Below are 23,900 nucleotides of genomic sequence, written 5' to 3' on the forward strand. Positions count from 1 at the left end.
GTGTTCCTGTAGTTCTGGATCAACAGACTCAGAACTGGGTCGCGATGCCGAACTTGAAGCGCTGGACTTCGTCGAAGTCTTCCTTCTTGAGCGGAACAGCATAGTCGAAGCGCAGCGGACCGAACGGCGAGGCCCAGATGATGGATGCGCCGACCGAAGCGCGCAGGCTTGCGCTGGTGCCGACGACCTTGTCGCTGCCGGTAAACGCGTCATTGCCATAAAGCGTGCCGGCATCGGCGAAGATCGCACCACGGAAGCCCGAGTCGCGCGGCACGATCGGCAGCGGGAACGACGCTTCGGCAGATACGGTGAAGTAGGTCGTACCGCCGATGGAGTCGTAGTCCGCCATCTTGCCCTTCTTCGCCCGCGGACCGATGCCGCCGGATTCGAAGCCACGAATGTCAGCCCCCGACAGCTTGAACTGGTCGTAGACCTTGGTCTCGTCGCCGGTACCCCAGATGTGGCCGCCGGCAACCGAGATGGAGCCGATCACGTCGGCATCTTCGAGCAGCATGTGGAAGTAACGCGCCTTGCCCGAGAGCTTGTAGAAGTCGGAATCGCCGCCAAGGCCTGCAAATTCCTGCGTGACCTGCGCGAAGATACCATCGCGGGGCAGCGTCTTGTCGTCGATCGTGTCGAACGTCACGCTATGCGAGATGGACGAACGGACCAGCGGGCTCTGCCCGACGACAGTCCAGTACGGCGTGGAGATGTAAGGCTCGTTGGCCACACCCGCGCTGTAGTCCAGCTCCGTGTAGTTGTAGCGAAGCGTCGTCGACAGGTCTTCGGTGATCGGCGCCGTCACGCGCAGGCTGAAGCCCTGCGTATCGACGTTGTAGTAGTCCTCGCTGGTATCTTCGTTCTTGAAGATATCGAAGCCGGCCGCAAGACGGTAGCCGAGGAAATACGGCTCCGTGAAGGAGAGGCTGTAGTCGCGCGAGTTCTTGCCACCGCCGGCGGCGATTCGGATGTACTGGCCGCGACCGAGGAAGTTCTTTTCCTCGATGGAGGCTTCCAGCTTGATGCCGCCATTGCTGCCGGTCTCGTAGCCGGCGCCGATGCCGAACGAGCCGGTCGACTGGTCCTGAACGTCGACAACGAGGACGACGCGGTCGGACTGGCTGCCCGGAGCGGTCGTGATGTTGACCGAGGAGAAGAAGCCCAGAGCCTCGAGGCGGCGCTTGGCGCGCGTGATGACTTCCTGGTTGAAGGCGTCGCCTTCACCGATATCGAACTCGCGGCGGATGACGAAGTCGCGCGTGCGGGTGTTGCCGCGGATTTCGATGCGCTCGACATAGGCGCGCTCGCCCTGGTCGACCAGATAGTCGACGGCGATGGTGCCGTTGCCGAGGTCGCGATTGCCACGCGGCGTCACGCGGGCGAAGGGATACCCCTTTGCCGCGACGCGCTGGGAAATCTCGGACATCGTGTCCTGAACGTCCTTCGCCCGGTAAACCTTGCCCGGACGCGATTCGATGAGGCCCTTCAGCTCTTCGGAGTCGAGGCCTTCGACCGTCGATTCGACATTCACGTCACCGAAGTTGTAGCGCTGGCCTTCCTCGACCGTGAAGGTGACGACGTATTCGTTCGATGCCTCGTCAAGCACGGCCTCCGCGGAGATGACGCGGAAGTCGGCAAAGCCGTTGTTGAAGTAGAACTGGCGCAGCGCTTCTTCGTCAGCGCGCAGCTTGTCCTCGCTGTAGACGTCCTTGCGGGTCAGGAACGAGAGGAAGTTCGACTTCTTGGTCAGGATGACGGAGCGCAGGCGGCCGTTGCTGAACGCCTCGTTGCCGACGAAGTTGATCTGCGAGATCTTCGTGCGGTCCCCCTCGTCCACGACGAAAGCGAGGTTCACGCGGCCGTTGCCGAGCGGATAGGTCTGGGTGGTGACGGTGGCGTCGCTGCGGCCGATCGCGGCGTAGGCATCGCGGATCGCCTGCTTGTCGGCCTCGATGGCCGTCTCGCTGAACGGACCCTGGGCGCGCGAACGGATGACAGCCTCGAGCTTGTCGTCCTTGATCTTGCGGTTGCCGTTGATGACAACGGCATTGATGAGCTGGTTCTCGTTGACGACAACGACGAGCGTGCCGCCGGAGACCGAAACCTTCACGTCGGAGAAGTAGCCGGTCGCATAGAGACGGCGCACCGACTCGTCGATATCGGCATTCGAGAAGGTCTTGCCGGGCTGGATGGAGATATTCGCCTTCACCGTTTCGGCGCTGACGCGATCGGCGCCGCTCACCTGGATGCGGTTGACGACTGCAGCCTCGGCGCGGGTGGCGGAGACAAGCGTGGCAAAAGAGCCGCCCGTGACAACCATACTCGCCGACAATGCAACGGCAGACACGGCGTTCAAGAAGTTTGAACCAGCTTTCATCTTCACAACTTACCTTCGTTTTATCGCCCGGCAGGCATGCCCGATTCCGGACACGATTGCCGTTTTAACCGCTTTTGCCATACAAGCAAGGTCATGCGTTAATTTCTGTTTACTTCAATTCAAACCGTGGCCCTTAGGCCACTACCTGTTTTTCATCACGGTAAACAAAGCGTTAGCGCAACTGGCTCGTGACTGCGGCTCCCCTTTTCCAAATTCCTGCCGGCTTGCCGGCCCATTTCAGCCGAGAAGCATGGATATGTCGTTCCAGGTCGCAAAGACCATCAGCATAAGCACCAGCGCCATGCCGATGCGGAATGCGATCTCCTGCGCCCCGGGCCCGACAGGCCTGCCCCGGATAGCCTCCACCGCATAGAACATCAAGTGGCCGCCATCAAGTACCGGAACCGGCATCAGGTTCAAAAGTCCAATGGAAACAGACAGGACCGCGGCAAGTTGCAGCAATGCGGCAACACCCAGCGTCGCCATCTGGCCGGAAGCCTGCGCCACGCGGATCGGCCCGCCGAGCTGGTCGGCCTTCATCCGGCCCGTCACGAGGTTGGACAGATAGTCGAACGTGCCGGTCACGATATGCCAGCTCTGCACCACGCCCTGCCATACGGCCTCGGCGGGGCCGTATTCGACGACCCGGAAATTGCCGGTCTCCTGGTTGGTGACGATGCCGATCAGGCCCAGCTCGACCTTGTTGCCGAACTGGTCGGTGATCTCGGTGCGCTGCGGCACCATGGGAAGGTCGAGGTCGTTGCCGTCGCGGCGCACGGTCACGATGATCTTCATCTCCGGGCGCACACTGACATAGCGGCGCACATCGTCGAAGGTGACGACCGGGTTGCCGTCGAGCGCGACCAGAAGGTCGCCCGGCTTGACGCCCGCGGCGGCGGCGGCGCTGTCGGGGCGCACTTCCGCGACGATGGGATCGGCAACCTGCCGGCCGTAGATGGAGAACATCACGGCGAAGATGGCGATGGCCAGAACGAAATTGGCGATGGGACCGGCGGCGACCGTCACAGCCCTTTTCCACAGGGCCGCGCCCAGGAAGGTGCGCTTGCGTACGGCCTCCGGCAGCGCGGCGACGCTCTCGTAGTCCGGTATGGAGGCCGGATCGTCGTCGCCGAGGAACTTCACGTAGCCGCCGAGCGGAATTGCGGAAAGCTTCCAGCGCGTGCCGTGCCGGTCGTTGAAGCCGATCAGCTCCGGGCCGAAGCCGACCGAGAAGGCGGTGATGCCGATGCCGGACCAGCGGCCGGCGAGATAGTGCCCCATCTCGTGCACGAAGACGATCAGCGTCAGCACGACGAGGAAGGGAACGATGTAACCCGTCAGGAATCCGGCGAAGCCGGCCAGCATATCCATTATCCCAGTCCCAAATCTCTCGCGGTTACGGGCCGAAAAGGAACACGCTCGCCGGCGTATTCGCGGTGCCCGACACGATGGCATCGCCAAGCGCAATGAGGAACGCGGCGAAGCAGGCGAAAACAAGGCCGTCGACGCGGTCCATGACGCCGCCGTGTCCCGGAATGAGGCGGCTTGAGTCCTTCACGCCGAAACGGCGCTTGATGAAGGATTCGAAGAGGTCGCCGATCTGGCTGAAAACCGACAGTACCAGCGCGATGACGGGCACCCACAGGCCATTCAGCGAGAAGAACGCCATATGCACCAGCGTGCCGGCGATGACGGCGGCAATCGTCCCGCCGATGGCGCCCGACCAGGTCTTGCCCGGCGAGATGGGCGGCGCGAGCTTCGGCCCGCCGATGGCGCGACCGACGAAATAGGCCAGGATATCCGTCGCCCAGACGACGGCGAAGAGGAAGAGCATCGCGGCGAAGCCGTGCGCGGTGTCGCCGCGTATGGCGGCAAGCGAAATCACCGTCAGGCCGGAATAGGCAATGCCGCCCGCAAGCCAGCCGCTCCCCTTGAGGCCAAGGGCATAGACGATGCCGATCACAACGGCGCCGATGAGCAGCGGCAGCGCGAACTCGTCGAAGCCGAAAAGCACCAGGCCGGAGACGAGCACAACGGAGAGCCAGCCGAAGGCGTTGCCCCGGAAATCGGTTTCCGCAAGCCGCGTTATGGTCGACCACTCGTAATAGACGAGCAGCGCGATCGCGGCGGAAAGAATGCGGAAGGCAATGCCGCCGAACCACGTCGCGGCGAGCACGACGACGGCGAGCACGATGCCGGAAAGAATGCGCAGCTTGAGTTCACTCTGCATCACGACCCTACTGCAAGCGTGGCGGCGGGCTGCAGCCCGCCGAACCGGCGCTCCCGCATGGCATAGCGGGAGAGCGCGGCAATGAAGGTCTCGCGCGAAAAATCGGGCCAGAACTCGGGAACGAACATCAGTTCGGCATAGGCGGCCTGCCAGAGCAGGAAATTCGAAAGCCGCTCCTCCCCGCTGGTGCGGATGACGAGATCGGGATCGGGAATGCCGGCGGTGTCGAGCGATGCGCCGATGCGTTCGGGCGTGATCGCCGAAGGGTCGAGCCGGCCGGCAGCCACTTCAGCGGCAAGCAGGCGCATGGCGCGGGCCATCTCGTCACGCGAGCCGTAGTTGAAGGCGATCACCAGGGTGATGCCGGTATTGTTCCGCGTCGTCTCCTCCGCTTCCAGCAGAAGCGGCAGGATATCGCCGGAAAGGTTCTGCCGGTCGCCGATGATGCGGATGCGCACATTCTGCTTGTGCAACACGGCAAGATCGCGCCGGATGAAGGTCTTGAGCAGGCCCATGAGGTCGGAGACCTCGCTTTCCGGCCGGCTCCAGTTCTCCGAGGAGAAGGCGAAGAGCGTGAGATAGGAGACGCCGCATTCGCTGGCCGTCTTCACGGCCTCGCGCACGGCTTCCACGCCCTTGCGATGGCCCATGGCGCGCGGCAGGCCGCGCGCATTCGCCCAGCGCCCGTTGCCATCCATGATGATGGCGACGTGAGCCGGTACGGTGCTGGGCGAAAGCGGGTTCATGGGCAATCCGGAAAAGAGAAAATGAATGCAGGTGGCGAGAGCCTTATACCTGCATGATTTCCTTTTCCTTCTCGGCAAGCAAGCGATCGACGTCCAAAATCACGTCGTCCGTCATCTTCTGCACCTTTTCCGACTGGCTGCGGCTCAGGTCCTGGCCGATATCGCCATCCTTTTCGGCTTTCTTGAGGTCGTCCATGCCGTCGCGGCGCACATGACGGATCGCGACCTTGGCCTTTTCGGCATAGTCATGGGCGACCTTGACGAGCGACTTGCGGCGCTCTTCGTTCAGCTCCGGCAGCGGGATGCGCAGGTTCTGGCCGTCGATGATCGGGTTGAGGCCGAGATTCGATTCGCGGATGCCGCGCTCGACGGCGCCGACCATGCCCTTGTCCCAGACGGAAACCGACAGCATGCGCGGCTCGGGAACGGAAATGTTGGCGACCTGGTTCAGCGGCACGCGCGAACCGTAGGCTTCGACCTGCACCGGATCGAGCACGTTGGCCGAGGCGCGGCCCGTGCGCAGCGAGGCGATGTCGTTCTTGAACGCGTTGATCGCACCGTCCATACGGCGCTTGAGTTCTTTAAGGTCGATACCTTCACTCATCGGAATACTCCCGTTTTCAGTCGTGGCCGCACGCAAGACGCGTACAGGCCTCCAGAATCAGTTGTCGGTTACGATGGTACCGCGTCCGCCACCGGTCAATATTTCGGCGAAACCGCCTTTTTCATGAATGGAGAACACGATGATCGGAATGGAATTTTCACGCGCCAGCGCAACGGCGGCCACATCCATGACGGCAAGGCCCTTTTCCAGCACTTCGCTGTGCGTCAGGCGGTCGAAGCGGGTGGCGGTCGGGTCCTTCTTCGGGTCGGCCGAATAGATGCCGTCGACCTGCGTGCCCTTGAAGATGGCTTCTGCTCCCATTTCGGCGGCGCGCAGCGCTGCGGCCGAGTCGGTCGTGAAGAACGGGTTGCCCGTTCCGCCTGCGAAGATCACCACGCGGCCGAGCGAGAGGTGATAGAGCGTCGCGCGCTGCGAGAAGCTCTCGCAGATTTCCGGCATGGCGATGGCCGACAGAACGACGGTGTCGATGTCGAGCTTGCGCAGCGAGGTCGCCAACGCCAGCGCGTTGATGATGGTCGCCAGCATGCCCATGTGGTCGCCGGTGACGCGGTCGCCACCCTTGGAGGCGACGGCAACGCCGCGAAAAATGTTGCCACCGCCGACAACGACGCCGACTTCGACGCCGAGCGCGCGGGCTTCCGCGATGTCGGAGGCGATGCGGTCGGCGACGGCAACGTCGATACCGAAGCCTTGCGATCCCATCAGCGCCTCGCCCGAGGCTTTCAGCAGAACACGTTTGTAGATTGGCTTGGCAGTCATGGTCGCTCCTGAACTCGTGCGCCTGCTCGCCCGATCCCGGCCGCCGGGCGAAACCGGGGAAGGGTCCGCGCAGGGCAGCCTTGGCCGCAGAGAAATTTCGGGGCAGGCAATTCGGCAAGCCGGATACACGAAGGGCGCCGCGTTGTCACGCGGCGCCCTCACCTTTTCCCAAACGGGATTAAGGAATCAGCCCTTGGCGGCTGCGGCAACTTCAGCAGCGAAGTCCGTCTCTTCCTTCTCGACGCCTTCGCCGAGCAGGAGGCGGGCCATGCCCGTGACTTCGATCGGCGCGCCGACGGCCTTTTCAGCTTCCTTGACGGCAGCGCCGACGGTCAGGTCGGGGTTCATGACGAAGGCCTGCGACAGCAGGGCGACTTCTTCGAAGAACTTGCGCATGCGGCCTTCAACCATCTTTTCGATGATGTTGTCCGGCTTGCCGGAAGCGCGCGACTGCTCGATGAAGACGTTGCGCTCGCGTTCAGCGACCGTGGCGTCGACTTCTTCGGCGCGGATGGCGAGCGGAGCCGTTGCAGCGATGTGCATGGCAACCTGGCGGCCGATGGCGTTCAGGGCTTCCTTGTCGCCGGTCGACTTCAGCGCGACGAGAACGCCGAGCTTGCCGAGGCCGTCAGCAGCGGCATTGTGGATGTAGGTCGCGACGACGCCGTCTTCGACCGACAGGGCAGCCGAACGACGCAGGTTCATGTTCTCGCCGATGGTGGCGACAGCATCCTTGATGGAGTCGGTGACCGACTTGCCGGTTGCCGGGTAGATGGCGGCGCCAACGGCTTCAACGGTGCCGTCGGTGGTGAGCGCCACTTCGGCAATGCCGCGAACCATGCCCTGGAAGGCGTCGTTGCGGGCAACGAAGTCGGTTTCGGAGTTGACTTCGACGACGACGGCCTTGGTGCCGGCGCTTGCAACGCCGATGAGGCCTTCGGCAGCCGTGCGGCCCGACTTCTTGTCGGCCTTGGCGATGCCCTTGGCGCGCAGCCAGTCGATTGCCGCTTCGATGTCGCCGTTGTTTTCAGCCAGCGCCTTCTTGCAGTCCATCATGCCTGCGCCGGACTTTTCGCGCAGTTCCTTCACCAGTGCAGCGGTGATTTCAGCCATTGTGAGCCTCTTGTCGGTTCTTGTTGCGTGCCGCCGGAAAACCTCGGCGAACTCAAGGTTTTGGGAACGAATGTACCCGGAAGTATGACAGGGTGATGAAGACCACCCCGGCCTGTCGCCTCAACCGTGACCGCATGGGTCGCGGGCAGACAGGATCTTTAAACGAGCCGAGGCCAGGGATCGTCTCTCTGGCCTCGACAAGATGGAAAAGCAGGAGCAAAACTCGCTCCGGCTTAAACCTTATGCTTCGCCTTCGAGAGCCGGCTCGACCGGGGCTTCAGCGGAAGCGCCGAGGTCGCGGCCCGAAGCGCCCTGCTGGCGCGCGATGCCGTCGATGGCAGCGCGGGCGATCAGGTCGCAGTAGAGCGAGATGGCGCGCGAGGCGTCGTCGTTGCCGGGGATCGGGAAGTCGATCGGGTCCGGATCGCAATTGGAGTCGATGATGGCGACGACCGGGATGCCGAGACGCTTGGCTTCCTGGATCGCGATCGATTCCTTATTGGTGTCGATGATGAACATCAGGTCCGGGGTGCCGCCCATGTCGCGGATACCGCCGAGAGCCTTTTCAAGCTTCTCGCGCTCGCGCTCGAGGGTGAGGCGTTCCTTCTTGGAATAGCCGGAGCCTTCCGAGGAAAGGATCTCGTCGAGCTTGCGCAGGCGCTGGATCGAGTTGGAGATCGTCTTCCAGTTCGTCAGCATGCCGCCGAGCCAGCGCGAGTTGACGTAGTACTGGGCCGAACGCTTGGCAGCGTCAGCGATGATGTCGGAAGCCTGACGCTTCGTGCCGACGAACAGAACGCGGCCACCGCCGGCGACGGTGTCGGACACGACCTGAAGGGCGCGCGACAGCAGCGGAACGGTCTGTGCCAGGTCGATGATGTGAACGTTGTTGCGGTCGCCGAAGATGTACGGCTTCATCTTCGGGTTCCAGCGGTGGGTCTGGTGGCCGAAGTGAACGCCGGCTTCCAGAAGCTGGCGCATAGAGAAATCGGGCAATGCCATGCCTAGTTATCCTTTTCCGGTTGAACCTCCGCAAGGCGAACAGCACTTCCTTCGGAAATGCCACCGGGCGGAACAGCCCGGATTTCTCCCGGACGATCCCATGCCTCACGTGTGGAATGAGCGGCCCTTTAACCGCAGTTTCCCGGCAAATCAAGGGCAACAGGGTAAAAAAGTGCCTTACTTGCACTCCGACTGCTTGAGCAGCTCCAGTTTTGCGAGCTTGCCGCTCAGCACGAAATCGCCGTAGTCCATGGTGAGATCGCGGGTGATGCCGTTCTCGTAGAGCTTGAAGGACATGCGGTAGACCGGCAGCGCATCGCCCTCGCCCGCATCGTTGTAATAGGCGATGGAGACCGGCCAGAAGCCCTGCCTGGCGAAATCGCCCGCCTTGTCGGCATCCACGTCGCCGGCCTTCGGCATCTCCTTCTTGCCGACGACGGTCGTCGTCATCAGCGTCTTGTCGCCCGAATCCGAGCCGTCGAAAATGCGTGATTCGAAGAAGTGCTCGCCCTTCTTCGCGCGTGCGATAACCTCCAGCATGTGCTCGGTCGGAAAGCCGCTCGCCGCCAGTTCCACCTTGCGCGTGTCCGGCGAGGTCAGGTCGACGCTGACGCCTTCCTTGCCCTCATGGGCGGAGCCGCGCACTTCCTTGTCGAGCTTCTCGTCGGTGAAGGAGCGGGTGAGGAAGCGGAAATTGCCGTTCTTCAGGTCCTCGTAGGTCGTCGTCTGCTGGTCGGTCAGCTTCGTCTCTTCGCCGGTATTGACCTGCGTGACGAAGCGGAAGCTCACCGTATAGCCGTCGCAGGGGCTGCCGTTGAACTCGTAGACCATGCGGCCGTACATGCCGGCGATACCGGAACGCTCGCTCGCATCCTTCAGCTTGAGGTCGTAGACGGCGCGGTGCGGCGCAAGCCCGCTCGCCGGGTTGGCAAAAGCGCTGGTAACGCCGCTGCCGGCGAAGCATGCCCCGGCCAGAAGGGCCGCGACAAAGGCTGAACGAAACATCCGTTTCCTCCTGTCGAATCCGGTGGCGATGTTATATGAACTCTTTCGGCAAAAGCGAGGCAATATCCGCGCCTTGCCGCATTCATTTCCAATCGTGCAGCCGAGCATGGAGACCGCAATGTCCGCTGAAATCGAAAAACGCGTCAAGGAACTGGGCTACGACATTCCCGTTGCGGCGGCGCCCGCCGCCAATTACGTGCCCTTCGTGATCAGCGGCAACATGCTTCACATTTCCGGCCAGTTGCCGATGCAGGACGGCAAGCTCGCCTATACCGGCCATCTCGGCGGGAATGTAGACGTCGCCGGTGGCCAGAAGGCGGCGGAACTGTGCGCTCTCGGACTTCTCGCACAGGCCAAGGCCGCGCTCGGCGATCTCTCCCGTATCAAGCGCATCGTCAAGATCAACGGCTTCGTCGCCTCCACGCCCGATTTCGTCGAACAGCACCTCGTCCTCAACGGCGCGTCCAACTTCCTCGTCGGCGCGCTGGGCGATGCCGGCAAGCATGCCCGCGCCGCCGTCGGCATGGCTTCGCTTCCGCTCAACGCCGCCGTCGAGATCGACGCCATCATGGAAATCGCCTGATGCACAAGTTCAACTGGCTGACCGAACGGCCGATCGCCCATCGCGGCTATCACGACCTCAACCGGGCCGTCTGGGAAAACACGCTCTCCGCCTTCGCCCGCGCGGCCGATGCGGGCTTTGCCATCGAATGCGACCTGCAATATTCGGCCGACGCCATTCCGGTCGTCTTCCATGACGACGACCTGAAGCGCCTCTGCGGCATCGAGGGGGACGTGCGCCAGCGCACCGCCGCCGAACTCGGCCTGCTGACCATCGGCGGCACCGCGGACCGTATCCCCACGCTGCGCCAGCTCCTCGACCTCGTGAAAGGCCGTGTGCCCCTCGTGATCGAGCTGAAGGGCCGCAAGGGCGACGATGACGGTTTCGCCATGGCCGTGCTCGACGCCATCGAGAGCTACGAAGGCGCCATCGCGCTGATGAGCTTCGACCATTGGCTGCTGAAGGACCTCAAGGAGATCGGCACCAGCCGCCCCCTCGGCCTGACGGCGGAAGGCGCGCGCCCGGAAAACTTCGCTGTTCACGAGGAGGCGATGCAGCTCGGCCTCGATTTCGTTTCCTATTATTACGGCCATCTGCCGAACAGCTTCATCAGCCGCCAGCGCGACCTTGGAAAGCAGATCATCACCTGGACCGTTCGCGACGACGAAGCGCGCACGATCACGGCCAACAATGCGGACCAGATGACCTTCGAGGGCTTCGATCCCCGCGAGCCGTTGACTGCCTGACCCATGGCGGAGGCGGTGCGCATCCGTGTCGAAACGAGCTTCGCCGATATTCCGGCGCAGGACTGGGGGCGCCTTGCCGGCGCCTCCCGGGACGATACCGGAACGCCCTACAACCCCTTCGTCAGCCACGCCTTTCTCTCCTCGCTGGAGGAATCGGGCTGCGCCATCGCCGAGACAGGCTGGCTCGGCCAGCACCTGCTGCTCGAGGATGAGGGCGGCAATCTGCTCGGCGCCCTGCCCGCCTATCTGAAGAACCACAGCCAGGGCGAATATGTCTTCGACCACGGCTGGGCCGACGCCTTCGAGCGAGCCGGCGGGCGCTATTACCCGAAGCTGCAGGCATCCATTCCCTTCACGCCCGCAACCGGCCCGCGCCTCCTGCATCGCATCGGCCAGCCTGTCATCGAAACGCAGGCCGGGCTTGCCGAAGGCTTCAAGGAACTCTGCCGCCGGCATGGCGCATCCTCCGCGCATGCGACCTTCGTGCCGGAGCAGGAAATGCCGGTCTTCGAGGCCGCCGGCTACTTGCACCGCACGGACCAGCAGTTCCACTTCCTCAATGCCGGCTACGGCTCGCATGACGATTTTCTCGAAACGCTCGCCTCCCGCAAGCGCAAGGCGCTGAAGAAGGAGCGCCGGGCCGCGCTGGAACACGGCATCGAGATCGACTGGCTGACCGGCAAGGACCTGACGGAGGCCGTCTGGGACCAGTTTTTCACCTTCTACATGGACACCGGCAGCCGCAAATGGGGCCGGCCCTATCTCAACCGCACGTTCTACAGCCTGATCGGCGAGCGCATGGCCGACGACATCCTGCTCGTCATGGCCAGACGCGAGGGCCGCTACATCGCCGGCGCGATCAACTTCATCGGCGGCGACGCGCTCTTCGGCCGCCACTGGGGCTGCATCGAGGACCATCCCTTCCTGCATTTCGAGGTCTGCTACCATCAGGCCATCGATTTCGCCATCGAGAAGGGCCTTGCCCGCGTCGAGGCCGGGGCGCAGGGTGAGCACAAGCTGGCGCGCGGCTACCTGCCCGTCACCACCCATTCCGCCCATTACATCGCCCATGCCGGCCTGCGCCGCGCCGTCGCCGATTATCTCGAGCGCGAGCGCCGCGACGTCGAGGAGATGGGCGAATACCTTGCCGACCACGGCCCCTTCCGCCGGGGCGAACACCAAGACTGAAACATCGGGAGACCCGTATGACCGTCTATGACACCAACAACATCTTCGCAAAAATCCTGCGCGGCGAAATCCCTTCGCACCGCGTCTACGAGGACGAACACGCCGTCGCCTTCATGGATGTGATGCCGCAGGCGAACGGCCATACGCTGGTCATCCCGAAAGCTCCGTCGCGCAACATCCTCGATGCCGACCCGGAAACGCTCGCCCGCCTGATGCCGGTCGTGCAGAAGGTGGCGGTCGCGGCCAAGGAAGCCTTCGAGGCCGATGGCGTCACCGTCATCCAGTTCAACGAACCGGCCGCCGGCCAGACGGTCTACCACCTGCATTTCCACGTCATCCCGCGCGTCGAGGGGCTGCCGCTGAAGCCGCATTCCGGTACGATGGAAGATCAGGGCGTGCTTGCCGCCAATGCGGAAAAGCTGCGCAAGGCGCTCAGCTAGCGCCGAAAACGGCAAGTCCCGCGGCCAGGAACGCCATGGCCGCGGCGATGCCGAGGATTTGCCGGAAGCGCCCGCCGAAAAAGAAACACAGCGCCCCGAAAACGACCGCCCCAAGCCGCAGCCAGAGCGGCGAGGTCTCCAGCGTCCCCGTCGGGAAGAAGATCATCTTGGCGATGACCGCCGCCACCAGCGCCGTGGCGACCGCCCTCACCCAGTTCAGCAGTTCGGACCGCTCATCGATGCGGTTGCCGGCCAGCACGCCGGCCCAGCGCCAGAAATCCGTCGCCAGCCAGCCGGCGACGGCGATGTAGATATAGGGCCAGAAGCCATCGAAACTCATCGGCGCACCTCCCGCAAGCGCAGGACGCGCTCACCCCACCAGGCCAATGTACCGCCGATCACGCCGGCCAGAAGAATATCGTATTGCGGCGCGATCACCGCGAAGAGCCAGCCGAGCGCAAGGCCGATGCCGAGCGCGAAATAGATCACGCGATGGCGGGCGGAAATCCAGATCGAGGTGAGGAAATAGACCGGCGTCAGGAAGAACAGGCAGCCCGAGACGATCGGTGGAAACTCCGAAACCGCGCCATAGACGAGACCGACAAGCGCGATGTTGATGCTCGTCAGCGTAATGCCGAAGCCGGCGAAAAAGGCAACGCGCCCATAACGCGGCACATCCCGCACCCGCTCCATGGCGAAGACCCAGGCCGTGATGGCGACGAAATGCGAGATGACCAGCAGCAGCCAGGTCGGCGTGCGGCGGTCGCGGATTTCCGGCACCAGCGCCGCGACCATCGGCATCATGCGTACGGAGGAGAGCGTCACGGCGATGAAGGCGGCGGCGATATGCGCTCCCGACAGCATGGAGCCGACAAGGATCACCTTGGCGGGCAGCGCCCAGACGATACCCGTCATGAACATAACCTGCCCCACGGGAATCTTCGCCTCCGCCGTGAAGGCGGCGAAACCGACGAAGGAAAGCATCAGGATGATGGCCGGCAGGCTGAAAAGGCCGCGCATGCCGAGAAGGAACCAATGGATCTGCGAATGGGGTTCCGGCTCGGCGGTCATGAACATCTCTTGCGACAAAAGAAAGCCGGGCAGTCTCCTGCCCGGCCGGTATGATGCATAAAGCCGTTACTTCTTGCGCGGCACTTTCGGAACCGCACCGGAGGACTTGCGCGGCGGCTCGTCCTTCGGCTCCTCGGCCTTGGCTTCAGCCGCCTTCTTGGACGACTTCGCCTTGGCCGGTGCTGCCTCGGCGGCGACGGTTTCCTTGGCCTTGCGCGGCTTTGCCTGCTTGGCGGGGCGCTCCGCGATCTCGGCCTTCGGCTTGATCGGCGCGGTTTCCGGCACGGCGTCGAGGATCAGGCCCTTCGAGCCGTCTTCCTTGATGCCGACGGAGACGCGAACGACGCCGCCCTTCTTGAGCTTGCCGAAGAGGATTTCGTCGGCGAGCTTCTTCTTGATGTTCTCCTGGATGACGCGCGCCAGCGGACGGGCACCCATCTTCTCGTCGTAGCCCTTGTCCGCCAGCCACGAGATCGCCTCGGGCTGCAGGTCGAAGGTGACATTGCGCTCGGCAAGCTGCGTTTCGAGCTGCATGACGAACTTCTGCACGACCTGATGGATGACCGGCGTCGGCAGCGAGCCGAACGGGATGATCGCATCGAGACGGTTGCGGAATTCCGGCGTGAACAGGCGGTTGATCGCCTCCATGTCCTCGCCCTCGCGCTTGGACGAGCCGAAGCCGATGGCGGCCTTTGCCATGTCCGATGCGCCCGCATTGGTCGTCATGATCAGGATGACGTTGCGGAAGTCGATCTTCTTGCCGTTATGGTCGGTCAGCGAGCCATGGTCCATGACCTGCAACAGGATGTTGTAGAGGTCCGGATGCGCCTTCTCGATTTCGTCGAGCAGCAGCACGCAATGCGGATGCTGGTCGACGCCATCGGTCAAAAGGCCGCCCTGGTCGAAGCCGACATAGCCGGGAGGTGCGCCGAGCAGGCGCGAGACCGTGTGCCGCTCCATGTATTCCGACATGTCGAAGCGCAGCAGCTCCACGCCGAGCGAGCTTGCAAGCTGCTTGGCGACTTCCGTCTTGCCGACGCCTGTGGGGCCGGAGAACAGATAGCAGCCGATCGGCTTGTTCGGCTCGCGAAGGCCGGCGCGCGACAGCTTGATCGCAGACGCCAGCGCCTCGATGGCGAGGTCCTGACCGTAGACGACCGAGCGCAGTTCCTTTTCGAGATTGGCGAGCACCTGCTCGTCGTCCTTCGAAACGGTCTTCGGCGGAATGCGGGCCATGGTGGCGATGGTGGCCTCGATCTCCTTCTCGGTGATCAGCTTGCGGCGTTTTCCCGCGGGCAGCAGCATCTGGGCCGCGCCGGTCTCGTCGATCACGTCGATCGCCTTGTCCGGCAGCTTGCGGTCGTTGATGTAGCGCGCTGAAAGCTCCACGGCCGTCTTGATCGCCTCGTTGGAGTATTTCAGCTTGTGATACTCCTCAAAGTAGGGCTTGAGGCCCTTCATGATCTCGATCGTATCGTCGATGGTCGGCTCGTTCACGTCGATCTTCTGGAAGCGACGGACGAGCGCCCGGTCCTTCTCGAAGAACTGGCGATATTCCTTGTAGGTCGTCGAGCCGATGCAGCGGATCGCGCCGGAGGAAAGCGCCGGCTTCAGGAGGTTGGACGCATCCATCGCACCGCCGGAGGTCGCCCCTGCGCCGATGACCGTGTGGATCTCGTCGATGAACAGCACGGCGCCGGGATACTCCTCGAGTTCCTTGACGACCTGCTTCAGCCGCTCTTCGAAGTCGCCGCGATAGCGGGTGCCGGCAAGCAGCGTGCCCATGTCGAGCGAGAAGATCGTGGCGTCCGCCAGCGCTTCCGGCACCTTGCCCTCGACGATGCGCTTGGCAAGACCTTCGGCGATGGCCGTCTTGCCGACGCCCGGATCGCCCACATAGAGCGGGTTGTTCTTGGAACGGCGGCAGAGAACCTGGATCGTGCGGTTGACCTCGGCATGACGGCCGATCAGCGGGTCGATCTTGCCGTTCTTGGCCTTCTCGTTGAGGTTCACGCAGTAAGCCGTGAGCGCGTCCTGCTTCTTTGCAGGTTCTTCCTGTTCGGCGCTGCCGCGCTGCTGCTTCTGTTCGTTCTCGGCATCATCCGATCCGCGTACCGAGCGCTGCTCGGAGGAACCCGGTCGCTTGCCGATGCCATGCGAGATGAAGTTGACGGCGTCGTAGCGCGTCATCTCCTGCTCCTGCAGGAAATAGGCGGCATGGCTCTCGCGCTCGGCGAAGATCGCGACAAGTACGTTCGCGCCGGTCACTTCCTCGCGGCCGGACGACTGGACATGGATCACCGCGCGCTGGATGACGCGCTGGAAGCTGGAGGTCGGCTTGGAATCCTCCTCGTAGCCGGTGACGAGGTTCGCCAGCTCGTCGTCGACATATTCGGTCAGCGTCTTGCGCAGGACGTCGAGGTTCACGTTGCAGGCGCCCATGACGGCGGCCGCATCCGCGTCGTCGATCAGCGCCAAGAGGAGATGTTCGAGCGTCGCATATTCGTGGTGGCGCTCGTTCGCGTAGGTCAGTGCCTGATGGAGGGCCTTTTCAAGGCTGGCAGAAAATGTTGGCACGGTCGTTCCTCATTTCTTTTCCATGACACATTGCAGCGGATGCTGGTGCTGGCGGGAGAAATCCATCACCTGTGTCACTTTGGTTTCGGCAACCTCGTAGGTGAACACGCCACACTCGCCTACGCCATGATTGTGCACATGCAGCATGATCCGCGTGGCCGCTTCCCGGTCCTTCTGGAAGAAACGTTCCAGAATGTGGATCACGAACTCCATGGGCGTATAGTCGTCATTGAGAAGCAGGACGCGGTACAGGCTCGGCTTCTTCGTCTTAGGTTTCGTGCGGGTAATGACCGAGGTGCTGCGACCGGGAGTGTCGCCGCCCTCATCGCCATCCTGCATCCGAACCCATCTTACATTCATGCGTGTTCATTCCCTTGATTACAGTCGCTTGCATCGGTGCGCTCGGCCCGAGGCTGCCATCTGGAACTGTTATCTAATGTCTCGACACACGATTGTAAGACCCTCGCTTCGCACTGCAATCATAATCGCCGGCCATCCGAAGGAAATACCCGAATTTGCTGCCGCTGCGTCAGCCTCGCGCAATCCCCGGAACGCGCAAAGGCCGGCCGCGGTTGCCCGCGACCGGCCTTTGAACGCAATGCGCGTAGGAGTATCAGGCTGCGACAGCGGCCTTGGCAGCAGCGGTAGCCTTGGCGACCGGCGCTTCGTAGGTCTTGTAGGCGCCCTTTGCGAGGTCCGCATACATTTCGCCAAGCTTGGTGGCTTCGGCGACGAAACCTTCATAGGAGGTCTTCACGAAGGCGCTCTGCAGCTCGACAGCGGCTTCGACGCTCTTGACGCCGGACAGCTTCTCGAAATGGGCAAGGCCATTCTCGAAGGACTTCTTGGAATAGTCGGCGGCTTCGGTGGCGATTGCCTGCCAGCCCTGCGCGACGCTCGTGTAGCTCTTGACGAACGTGTCCACGGCTTCCTTGCCCTTCTTGTTGGCATCATCGAAATTGAACATCGAAGTCTCCTTTGGATCCCGGTGATTGCCCCAAAATCTATATGCAATGCACAAAAAAGTCAATCGTGATGCTGCAATGCAATATTCCACAGGCAAAGCAAGGCCTTGCGCGATAGGTATGATCATTGGGCACTGACAAAACGCAATTCGTCGCAAAACGATAATAAAAGGCCCGGCGCGCAGGGCGGCCGGGCCTCGATATTCCTGTGGGGATAACGACGGATCAGAGATCGATGTCGAGGATCGCCATGGAGAAGTTGTAGGACAGTTCGCCGTCCTCGTCATCGCGGAAGATGACGCCCAGGAATTCGTCGCCGAGATAGACTTCCGCCGATTCATCCTTGCGCGGGCGGGCCTTCACGACGATCTCCTTGTTGAGATTGCGCTTGAAGTAGGCCTCGAGCTTTCTGATTTCTTCCGGCTTCACGTTATGTCTCCGTCAACGGTTGATGTGCGGCGCTTCTCGCACCTGCCTTTGGGCGTGTAAACCCTCGAATTCCTTATGAAGGGGACTTTTCCCGCTTACACATCGTAGTCGAAGGCGGCAAGAAGCTGGTCCATCGCGCGCGACGGCTCGTTGCAGCCCGCCTCGCCCACGACCCGCGCCGGAACACCCGCAACCGTCGATTTCGGCGGAACGGGCTTCAGCACCACGGAACCGGCGGCGATGCGCGAGCAATGGCCGATATGGATGTTACCGAGGATTTTCGCGCCCGCCCCGATCATCACGCCGTCGCCGATCTTCGGATGGCGGTCGCCGCCCTCCTTGCCGGTGCCGCCGAGCGTGACGTTGTGGAGGATCGAGACGTTGTCGCCGATCACCGCCGTCTCGCCGACGACGAAGCCCGTCGCATGGTCGAGGAAGAAGCCCTTGCCGATGCGCGCGGCCGGGTTGATATCCGTCTGGAACACGCTTGAGGACCGGCTCTGCACATAGAGGGACAGATCGCGCCGGCCCTTCTCATGCAGCCAGTGCGCGAGGCGATGGGTCTGGATGGCGTGAAAACCCTTGAAATAGAGCACGGCGTCGAGGAACCGCAGGCATGCGGGGTCGCGGTCATAGACGGCCTGGATATCGACGCGTAGGACGCTGCCCCATTCCGGCCAGTCGTCCAGCATCTCGTCGAAGATCTGGTGCAAGAGGTTGGCCTGCAGGTCCGGATGGTCGAGGCGCTCGCAGACCCGGTGGATCACGCTTTCCTCCAGCGAGCGGTGGTTCAGCACCGTCGAATAGAGGAATGCCGCCAGCAGCGGCTCGACCTCGGCCGCCACGCGCGCTTCCTCGCGCAGGCTGTCCCAGATCGGATCCATGGCCTTCAGCTTCTCGCTGGCCCTCAGTTCATTCGTCGCGACCATCGCCGCACTCCTTGGTGTCATTTCGCCCTGAATATAATGCAAAGCGCGCCCGAGCGGAATGGCCGCCCGGAGGTTGTCGTAAACGCGCCGTCAGCGCCCGTCGATTTCCGCATAGAAGTCCAGCACGGCGCGCTTGAACACCTTGTCGCCGACGGCAAGCATGTGGTCGCGGCCGGGAATGTCGAGCGCCCTTGCGTCCGCCATCAGTTCGGCGAGCGGCTGCGGCGCGCCGGCAATGTCGTCCTTCGTGCCGACGCCGATCAGCGCGGGCACGTCGATGCGCGCCATATCCGCCGGCGTCAGCAGGTCGCGCGAGGTCATGATGCAGGCGGCGAGCGCCTGCCGGTCGGATTTCGTCTGGTCGGCGAAGGCGCGGAACATGCGGCCGCGCTCATGCGTCACCGCGTCCAGCGACGGGGCGAGCAGCGCATCGGCGATGGGATCCCAGTCGCCGACGCCTTCCACCATGCCGATGCCGAGGCCGCCGAAGACCACGGAGCGGACGCGGTGCGGATGGGCGAGCGCCATGAAGGCGGTGATGCGTGCGCCCATGGAGTAACCGAAGACATGCGCTTCGGAGATGCCGAGATGGTCGAGCAGCACGGCGGCGTCGCCCGCCATCAGCGGCGGCGTGTAGAGCGCCGGGTCGTGCGGCTTGTCGCTTGCCCCATGGCCGCGGTTGTCGATGGCGATCACCCGGTAGCCGGCACCGCCCAGTGTCTTCAGCCAGCCGGGAAACACCCAGTTGACATTCGCGCTGGAGGCAAAGCCGTGGATCAGCAGCACCGGCTCGCCGGACGGATCGCCCTCGTCGAAGAAGGCAAGCTCCAGACCGTCATGGGTGAAGCGGGAAAAGGGCGGGTTGTCGAGGTTCATCGCGGGGCCGTCTTTCGTTTTCTCGCCTTGCACATAATGCCGTTCCGCCGCCGAGAAAACTGCAAACCGGCCGAAATCTCGCAAGGCGCGACGGTTTTGCATCTACACATTTGCCCCGAAGGCGACTATGGTCCGCGCCAGAAAAGAGCATTTGCACGGAGCATGACATGGCTGGCCACAGCATTCCCCATTTCCAGAACGACGGCGGCCATAGCTCGATCGAGATCGGCGTGAAGGAATTCATGTGCGTCGGCGCTTCCGTGCCCTACGACCATCCGCACGTCTTCCTCGACATGGGCGACGACAACGAGAAGGTCTGCCCCTACTGCTCGACGCTCTACCGCTACAACCCGGCCCTGAAGGCCACCCAGACGGAACCGGCCGGCTGCACCTTCACCAACCAGGTCGCGGCGTAACGGCCGGAAGGCCGGTTTCCCCATGTCCTCCGTCAAGACCACGACCATCGTCGGCGCCGGCATTGCCGGCCTGACGGCGGCGCTTGCGCTCGCCCGCAAGGGCATCGCCTCCCACATCATCGAACAGGCCCCGGCCCTCGAAGAGGTCGGCGCCGGCCTCCAGCTTTCGCCCAACGCCTCGCGCATCCTCGCCGACCTCGGCCTGCTGGATGCCCTCAGCGCGCGCTGGACGGAGCCGGACCATATTCTCCTCACCTCGGGAAGCACCCTCGCCCCCCTCGCCTCTGTCCCGGCCGGCGCGGCGGCCCGCCGCCGCTGGGGCGCACCCTACGGCGTACTCCACCGGGCCTCGCTGCAAACCGTCCTTCTGGATGCGGTCCGCGCGCAGCCGCTCTGCACGCTGACGACCGGGGTCCGAATCGACAATGCCGAAACCGCCCTCGCCGCCGCGCCGGCCGATGTCCTGATCGCCGCCGACGGCGTCTGGTCGCAGCTCAGGCAGACGGTGCCCGGCGCCCTGCCCGCCCGCTATTCCGGCAATATCGCCTGGCGTTTCCTCGTACCCTATACGGCCGCGCCGCCTTCCCTGAACCCGCGCACCGTCATGGCCTTCCTCGGGCCGCATGCCCATCTCGTCGCCTATCCGCTCGCAGAGGCCGAAGCCTTCAACATCGTCGCGATCCACGCCCGGAGCGAGGCTCCGCCGGAAGGCTGGTCACGCACGGGCGACACCCCGGCCCGAACACGTCTCGCAAGCGCTTTTGCCGGCTGGCACGCCGATGTCCGCCGGCTGCTGAACGAAGCGCGCGATCCGCTGATGTGGCCGCTCTTCGGCTGCCCGGACGGCACATGGACGGATAGGAAAACGGTGCTGATCGGCGACGCCGCCCATGCCATGACGCCCTTTGCGGCACAGGGCGCGGCGATGGCGATCGAGGATGCGGCGCTGCTGGCCGCCTCGCTCGCCAAGACGGTCGACCCGGCGCACGCCCTTCGCACCTTCGAAAAGACCCGGCGCGAGCGCGTCGCCCGCGTGCGCAGCCGCGGTGCCTTCAACCGCTTCGCCTATCACGCGCGGGGGCCTGTCGCGCTCGCCCGCAATCTGGTGCTGTCGCTGCGAAAACCGGACGATCTCGCCGCAGACTTCGACTGGCTCTACGGCTATCGCACGCCGGAATAGAAACTCTCATTCGCCTGCCGGCCCCTTTTCCCCACAAGCGGAGAGAAGGCGGCCGGCAAGCTGTTCTGCCTTAGACCGCCCGCGCCGCCGCAAGCCCACGCTCGATATCCGCCTGGATGTCCTTCACATCCTCCAGACCAATCTGCAAGCGCAGCACCGGGCCTTCCGTCGGTCCCTTCGCCACACGGCGGTCGGAAAGGCTCACATGCACGGCAAGGCACTCGAAGCCGCCCCAGGAGTAGCCGAGGCCGAAGATGCCGAGCGCATCGAGGAAGGCATGGGCCTTCGCCTTATGGCGATCCGGCGCGCCGCCATCGAGGACGATGGAGAAGATACCGCTCGCGCCCTTGAAGTCGCGCTTCCACAGCTCATGGCCGGGGAAGCTCGATAGCGCCGGATGCAGCACGCGCGAGACGCCCTCGACGCCCTCCAGCCAGCGCGCCAGTTCCAGCGCGCTCTGCTGGTGGCGTTCCAGCCGCACGCCCATGGTGCGCAGGCCGCGCAGCACCTGGTAGGCATCGTCCGGCGCGGCGCAGGTGCCGAGCGTGATCTGCGTGTCGTGAAGCTGCTCCCAATGGGCCGCATTGGCCGAGACGGTGCCGAACAGCACGTCCGAATGGCCGGCCGGATATTTCGTCGCCGCATGAATGGAGACGTCCACCCCGAAATCCAGCGGGCGGAAATAGAGCGGCGTCGCCCAGGTATTGTCCATGGTCACGACCGCGCCGTGCTTATGGGCGACGGCGGCGATGGCCGGAATGTCCTGCATCTCGAAGGTGTTGGAGCCCGGCGCCTCGGTATGCACCAGCTTCGTGTTCGGCTTGATCAGCGCCTCGATGCCCGCTCCGATCATCGGATCGTAATAGTCGACCGTCACGCCGAGGCGTTTCAGCATCGTGTCGCAGAAATGACGCGTCGGATGATAGACCGAATCGACGACCAGCGCATGGTCGCCGGCCGAAAGATAGGCCAGGAACGGCACGGTGACGGCGGCAAGGCCCGAGGGAACGAAGATGGTGCCGGCCGAGCCTTCCAGCTCGTCGATGGCGGCGCAAAGTGCGTCTGTCGTCGGCGTGCCGCGCGTGCCGTAGGTATATTTCTGCCCGCGGTTCTCCATGGTCGCGGCATTCGGAAAGAGCACGGTGGAGGCATGCACGACGGGCGGGTTGACGAAACCGTAATAGTCGGCCGGGTCGTTACCGGCATGGGCAAGGCGGGTGTTCACGCCGGCGCCGGCGAGGATTTCGTCTCTGTTCTTCATGGTTTCGTTCCGGGGAAATGCGAGGGATTTGAAGACGCAGACTTTTCGCCACGCGGAGGGTGAGGTCAACCCCATGCGGCGGGATAAGGCGGCATCCAAAGCGCTTCAAGTGTTAAACAAGCGGTTTTCCCGGGCAGTTTTCTGCACAAATCCCCGATCTTTCGCCCAAAAATCGGTCAAATGCCGACAAATTTGGGTTACGCGCCGGAAAATAGCCGCCCTCCCTTGACCCTGCGGGAATTTGAGCATAAGATAAGACACCTCGCGCCGGGAGGGTGGCGGGTTCCGCGGTCGCGCCTGTCAGGGCGCGAGAGCCGCGGACAAATAAAGACAACGAAAAGGGTTGTAAAAAATGGCAAAAAAAATCGTGACGGCGCTCGTCGGCGCCGCCGTGCTGGGGCTTGGCGCAACGGCAGCACAGGCAGACACGCTCTCTGACGTGAAGGCCAAGGGCTTCGTGCAGTGCGGTGTGAACGGCTCGAACCTCGCCGGTTTCGGCGCGCAGGATTCGGCCGGCAACTGGGCCGGTCTCGACATCGACCTCTGCAAGGCCGTGGCTGCCGCCGTCTTCGGCGATGCCACCAAGGTGAAGTACACCCCGCTCTCGGCCAAGGACCGCTTCCCGGCCCTGCAGTCCGGCGAAATCGATATTCTTGCCCGTAACACCACCTGGAGCATCAGCCGCGATTCGCAGCTCGGCTTCGATTTCCGCGCCGTGAACTACTATGACGGCCAGGGCTTCATGGTGAAGAAGGAGCTCGGCGTGAAGTCCGCGCTGGAACTGTCCGGCGCCTCGGTCTGCGTCCAGTCCGGTACGACGACGGAACTGAACCTCGCCGACTTCTTCCGCTCCAACAACATGGACTTCAAGCCGGTCGTCTTCGAAGCGCAGGACGAAGCGGACGCCGCCTACAATGCCGGCCGCTGCGACGCCTACACGACCGACGCCTCGGGCCTCTACTCGATCCGCCTGAAGATGACCAACCCGGACGACCACATGGTTCTGCCGGAGATCATCTCCAAGGAGCCGCTCGGCCCGGCCGTTCGCCAGAACGATTCCAAGTGGTTCGACATCGTGTCTTGGTCGCATTACGCCATGGTGGCCGCCGAGGAATTCGGCATCACCCAGGCGAATGTCGAGGAGATGAAGAAGTCCGCCAACCCGGACATCAAGCGCTTCCTCGGCGAAGAGGCCGACTCCACCATCGGCGCCGACCTCGGCGTTCCGAAGGACTGGGCCGTACAGATCATCAAGGCTGTCGGCAACTATGGCGAATCCTTCGAGCGCAATGTCGGCGAAGGCTCCCCGCTCAAGATCGCCCGCGGCCTGAACGGCCTGTGGACGAAGGGCGGCCTGCAGTACGCACCGCCGATCCGCTAAGCGGCATCGAATCGATCCGGGA

The 23,900-nt window shown here is 63.4% G+C and carries 25 protein-coding genes; 7 read left to right on the forward strand and 18 right to left on the reverse strand.

Annotation, left to right across the window (positions count from 1 at the left end; genetic code table 11):
- Positions 1-28 precede the first annotated feature (28 nt).
- From bamA to K8M09_RS08285, 9 genes are all read right to left on the reverse strand, one after another.
- Positions 29-2,377: an outer membrane protein assembly factor BamA gene (gene bamA, locus K8M09_RS08245; RefSeq protein WP_160784267.1), complete on the reverse strand. Its 2,349-nt coding sequence runs from the start codon at positions 2,375-2,377 to the stop codon at positions 29-31.
- A 237-nt stretch (positions 2,378-2,614) separates the two neighbouring features.
- The gene (gene rseP, locus K8M09_RS08250) at positions 2,615-3,748 is read right to left on the reverse strand and encodes an RIP metalloprotease RseP (RefSeq protein ID WP_160784268.1); all 1,134 of its coding nucleotides are present in this window, start codon (positions 3,746-3,748) and stop codon (positions 2,615-2,617) included.
- 25 nt (positions 3,749-3,773) lie between these two features.
- The gene (locus K8M09_RS08255) at positions 3,774-4,607 is read right to left on the reverse strand and encodes a phosphatidate cytidylyltransferase (protein ID WP_160784269.1); all 834 of its coding nucleotides are present in this window, start codon (positions 4,605-4,607) and stop codon (positions 3,774-3,776) included.
- A complete protein-coding gene (locus K8M09_RS08260) occupies positions 4,607-5,353 on the reverse strand; it encodes an isoprenyl transferase (RefSeq protein WP_160784270.1) in 747 nt (248 codons plus the stop codon). The genes K8M09_RS08255 and K8M09_RS08260 overlap by 1 nt, the downstream gene beginning before the upstream one ends.
- A gap of 43 nt (positions 5,354-5,396) precedes the next feature.
- On the reverse strand, positions 5,397-5,957 hold the full coding sequence (gene frr, locus K8M09_RS08265; protein ID WP_160784271.1) for a ribosome recycling factor: 561 nt from the start codon (positions 5,955-5,957) through the stop codon (positions 5,397-5,399).
- A 57-nt stretch (positions 5,958-6,014) separates the two neighbouring features.
- A complete protein-coding gene (gene pyrH, locus K8M09_RS08270) occupies positions 6,015-6,737 on the reverse strand; it encodes a UMP kinase (protein WP_160784272.1) in 723 nt (240 codons plus the stop codon).
- A gap of 186 nt (positions 6,738-6,923) precedes the next feature.
- A complete protein-coding gene (tsf, locus tag K8M09_RS08275; protein ID WP_160784273.1) occupies positions 6,924-7,850 on the reverse strand; it encodes a translation elongation factor Ts in 927 nt (308 codons plus the stop codon).
- Positions 7,851-8,090: 240 nt separating this feature from the next.
- Complete coding sequence (gene rpsB / locus K8M09_RS08280; protein WP_160784274.1) at positions 8,091-8,852, reverse strand: 30S ribosomal protein S2; 762 nt, start codon at positions 8,850-8,852, stop codon at positions 8,091-8,093.
- A 177-nt stretch (positions 8,853-9,029) separates the two neighbouring features.
- Positions 9,030-9,857: a cell envelope integrity EipB family protein gene (locus K8M09_RS08285; protein WP_160784275.1), complete on the reverse strand. Its 828-nt coding sequence runs from the start codon at positions 9,855-9,857 to the stop codon at positions 9,030-9,032.
- Between the two features lie 118 nt (positions 9,858-9,975).
- Here K8M09_RS08285 and K8M09_RS08290 point away from each other — a divergent pair, with 118 nt between their 5' ends.
- From K8M09_RS08290 to K8M09_RS08305, 4 genes are read left to right on the forward strand one after another with little or no spacing between them, the layout of a single operon-like run.
- Positions 9,976-10,440, forward strand: coding sequence for a RidA family protein (locus K8M09_RS08290; protein WP_160784276.1), 465 nt, complete (start codon positions 9,976-9,978; stop codon positions 10,438-10,440).
- The gene (locus tag K8M09_RS08295; protein WP_160784277.1) at positions 10,440-11,165 is read left to right on the forward strand and encodes a glycerophosphodiester phosphodiesterase; all 726 of its coding nucleotides are present in this window, start codon (positions 10,440-10,442) and stop codon (positions 11,163-11,165) included. The genes K8M09_RS08290 and K8M09_RS08295 overlap by 1 nt, the downstream gene beginning before the upstream one ends.
- Positions 11,166-11,168: 3 nt before the next feature.
- Positions 11,169-12,353, forward strand: a complete 1,185-nt coding sequence (locus tag K8M09_RS08300; RefSeq protein ID WP_160784278.1) for a GNAT family N-acetyltransferase — start codon at positions 11,169-11,171, stop codon at positions 12,351-12,353.
- 17 nt (positions 12,354-12,370) lie between these two features.
- Positions 12,371-12,793, forward strand: coding sequence for an HIT family protein (locus K8M09_RS08305; protein ID WP_160784279.1), 423 nt, complete (start codon positions 12,371-12,373; stop codon positions 12,791-12,793).
- On the opposite strand, the gene K8M09_RS08310 is transcribed toward K8M09_RS08305, so the two are convergent.
- The 8 genes from K8M09_RS08310 to K8M09_RS08345 all read right to left on the reverse strand — a co-directional run bounded on the left by K8M09_RS08310 (position 12,786) and on the right by K8M09_RS08345 (position 19,640).
- Positions 12,786-13,133, reverse strand: coding sequence for an AzlD domain-containing protein (locus K8M09_RS08310; protein WP_160784280.1), 348 nt, complete (start codon positions 13,131-13,133; stop codon positions 12,786-12,788). The genes K8M09_RS08305 and K8M09_RS08310 overlap by 8 nt on opposite strands.
- Positions 13,130-13,864 (reverse strand): AzlC family ABC transporter permease, encoded by a 735-nt coding sequence (locus K8M09_RS08315; protein ID WP_160784281.1) that lies wholly within the window; start codon positions 13,862-13,864, stop codon positions 13,130-13,132. The genes K8M09_RS08310 and K8M09_RS08315 overlap by 4 nt, the downstream gene beginning before the upstream one ends.
- 66 nt (positions 13,865-13,930) lie before the next feature.
- A complete protein-coding gene (gene clpA / locus K8M09_RS08320) occupies positions 13,931-16,441 on the reverse strand; it encodes an ATP-dependent Clp protease ATP-binding subunit ClpA (RefSeq protein ID WP_160784282.1) in 2,511 nt (836 codons plus the stop codon).
- A gap of 9 nt (positions 16,442-16,450) precedes the next feature.
- A complete protein-coding gene (clpS, locus tag K8M09_RS08325; RefSeq protein ID WP_160784283.1) occupies positions 16,451-16,801 on the reverse strand; it encodes an ATP-dependent Clp protease adapter ClpS in 351 nt (116 codons plus the stop codon).
- A gap of 253 nt (positions 16,802-17,054) precedes the next feature.
- Entirely contained in the window at positions 17,055-17,408 is a 354-nt protein-coding gene (locus K8M09_RS08330) for a phasin family protein (protein WP_160784284.1), read from the reverse strand.
- Positions 17,409-17,631: 223 nt separating this feature from the next.
- Positions 17,632-17,835, reverse strand: a complete 204-nt coding sequence (locus tag K8M09_RS08335) for a DUF3126 family protein (protein WP_064330164.1) — start codon at positions 17,833-17,835, stop codon at positions 17,632-17,634.
- Between the two features lie 95 nt (positions 17,836-17,930).
- Positions 17,931-18,764: a serine O-acetyltransferase gene (gene cysE / locus K8M09_RS08340; protein WP_160784285.1), complete on the reverse strand. Its 834-nt coding sequence runs from the start codon at positions 18,762-18,764 to the stop codon at positions 17,931-17,933.
- Between the two features lie 90 nt (positions 18,765-18,854).
- Positions 18,855-19,640 carry an alpha/beta fold hydrolase gene (locus K8M09_RS08345; RefSeq protein WP_160784286.1) on the reverse strand — a complete coding sequence of 262 codons (786 nt, stop codon included), beginning with the start codon at positions 19,638-19,640 and terminating at the stop codon, positions 18,855-18,857.
- Positions 19,641-19,807: 167 nt separating this feature from the next.
- Here K8M09_RS08345 and K8M09_RS08350 point away from each other — a divergent pair, with 167 nt between their 5' ends.
- Together K8M09_RS08350 and K8M09_RS08355 are read left to right on the forward strand one after the other, a co-directional pair.
- Positions 19,808-20,056 carry a zinc-finger domain-containing protein gene (locus K8M09_RS08350; RefSeq protein ID WP_160784287.1) on the forward strand — a complete coding sequence of 83 codons (249 nt, stop codon included), beginning with the start codon at positions 19,808-19,810 and terminating at the stop codon, positions 20,054-20,056.
- A 22-nt stretch (positions 20,057-20,078) separates the two neighbouring features.
- Positions 20,079-21,236: an FAD-dependent monooxygenase gene (locus K8M09_RS08355; protein WP_160784288.1), complete on the forward strand. Its 1,158-nt coding sequence runs from the start codon at positions 20,079-20,081 to the stop codon at positions 21,234-21,236.
- Positions 21,237-21,306: 70 nt separating this feature from the next.
- On the opposite strand, the gene K8M09_RS08360 is transcribed toward K8M09_RS08355, so the two are convergent.
- Positions 21,307-22,497 (reverse strand): cystathionine beta-lyase, encoded by a 1,191-nt coding sequence (locus K8M09_RS08360; RefSeq protein ID WP_160784289.1) that lies wholly within the window; start codon positions 22,495-22,497, stop codon positions 21,307-21,309.
- A 352-nt stretch (positions 22,498-22,849) separates the two neighbouring features.
- Here K8M09_RS08360 and K8M09_RS08365 point away from each other — a divergent pair, with 352 nt between their 5' ends.
- Positions 22,850-23,878 (forward strand): amino acid ABC transporter substrate-binding protein, encoded by a 1,029-nt coding sequence (locus tag K8M09_RS08365; protein WP_160784290.1) that lies wholly within the window; start codon positions 22,850-22,852, stop codon positions 23,876-23,878.
- Positions 23,879-23,900 lie beyond the last annotated feature (22 nt).

This window comes from Shinella zoogloeoides, assembly GCF_020883495.1.
Taxonomy (GTDB): domain Bacteria; phylum Pseudomonadota; class Alphaproteobacteria; order Rhizobiales; family Rhizobiaceae; genus Shinella; species Shinella zoogloeoides.

Excerpts from the sequence above, each read along its gene's own strand:
- bamA (WP_160784267.1), bottom strand. The coding sequence starts at position 2,377 with ATGAAAGCTGGTTCAAACTTCTTGAACGCCGTGTCTGCCGTTGCATTG.
- rseP (WP_160784268.1), bottom strand. The coding sequence starts at position 3,748 with ATGGATATGCTGGCCGGCTTCGCCGGATTCCTGACGGGTTACATCGTT.
- K8M09_RS08255 (WP_160784269.1), bottom strand. The coding sequence starts at position 4,607 with ATGCAGAGTGAACTCAAGCTGCGCATTCTTTCCGGCATCGTGCTCGCC.
- K8M09_RS08260 (WP_160784270.1), bottom strand. The coding sequence starts at position 5,353 with ATGAACCCGCTTTCGCCCAGCACCGTACCGGCTCACGTCGCCATCATC.
- frr (WP_160784271.1), bottom strand. The coding sequence starts at position 5,957 with ATGAGTGAAGGTATCGACCTTAAAGAACTCAAGCGCCGTATGGACGGT.
- pyrH (WP_160784272.1), bottom strand. The coding sequence starts at position 6,737 with ATGACTGCCAAGCCAATCTACAAACGTGTTCTGCTGAAAGCCTCGGGC.
- tsf (WP_160784273.1), bottom strand. The coding sequence starts at position 7,850 with ATGGCTGAAATCACCGCTGCACTGGTGAAGGAACTGCGCGAAAAGTCC.
- rpsB (WP_160784274.1), bottom strand. The coding sequence starts at position 8,852 with ATGGCATTGCCCGATTTCTCTATGCGCCAGCTTCTGGAAGCCGGCGTT.
- K8M09_RS08285 (WP_160784275.1), bottom strand. The coding sequence starts at position 9,857 with ATGTTTCGTTCAGCCTTTGTCGCGGCCCTTCTGGCCGGGGCATGCTTC.
- K8M09_RS08290 (WP_160784276.1), top strand. The coding sequence starts at position 9,976 with ATGTCCGCTGAAATCGAAAAACGCGTCAAGGAACTGGGCTACGACATT.
- K8M09_RS08295 (WP_160784277.1), top strand. The coding sequence starts at position 10,440 with ATGCACAAGTTCAACTGGCTGACCGAACGGCCGATCGCCCATCGCGGC.
- K8M09_RS08300 (WP_160784278.1), top strand. The coding sequence starts at position 11,169 with ATGGCGGAGGCGGTGCGCATCCGTGTCGAAACGAGCTTCGCCGATATT.
- K8M09_RS08305 (WP_160784279.1), top strand. The coding sequence starts at position 12,371 with ATGACCGTCTATGACACCAACAACATCTTCGCAAAAATCCTGCGCGGC.
- K8M09_RS08310 (WP_160784280.1), bottom strand. The coding sequence starts at position 13,133 with ATGAGTTTCGATGGCTTCTGGCCCTATATCTACATCGCCGTCGCCGGC.
- K8M09_RS08315 (WP_160784281.1), bottom strand. The coding sequence starts at position 13,864 with ATGACCGCCGAGCCGGAACCCCATTCGCAGATCCATTGGTTCCTTCTC.
- clpS (WP_160784283.1), bottom strand. The coding sequence starts at position 16,801 with ATGAATGTAAGATGGGTTCGGATGCAGGATGGCGATGAGGGCGGCGAC.
- K8M09_RS08330 (WP_160784284.1), bottom strand. The coding sequence starts at position 17,408 with ATGTTCAATTTCGATGATGCCAACAAGAAGGGCAAGGAAGCCGTGGAC.
- cysE (WP_160784285.1), bottom strand. The coding sequence starts at position 18,764 with ATGGTCGCGACGAATGAACTGAGGGCCAGCGAGAAGCTGAAGGCCATG.
- K8M09_RS08345 (WP_160784286.1), bottom strand. The coding sequence starts at position 19,640 with ATGAACCTCGACAACCCGCCCTTTTCCCGCTTCACCCATGACGGTCTG.
- K8M09_RS08350 (WP_160784287.1), top strand. The coding sequence starts at position 19,808 with ATGGCTGGCCACAGCATTCCCCATTTCCAGAACGACGGCGGCCATAGC.
- K8M09_RS08355 (WP_160784288.1), top strand. The coding sequence starts at position 20,079 with ATGTCCTCCGTCAAGACCACGACCATCGTCGGCGCCGGCATTGCCGGC.
- K8M09_RS08360 (WP_160784289.1), bottom strand. The coding sequence starts at position 22,497 with ATGAAGAACAGAGACGAAATCCTCGCCGGCGCCGGCGTGAACACCCGC.
- K8M09_RS08365 (WP_160784290.1), top strand. The coding sequence starts at position 22,850 with ATGGCAAAAAAAATCGTGACGGCGCTCGTCGGCGCCGCCGTGCTGGGG.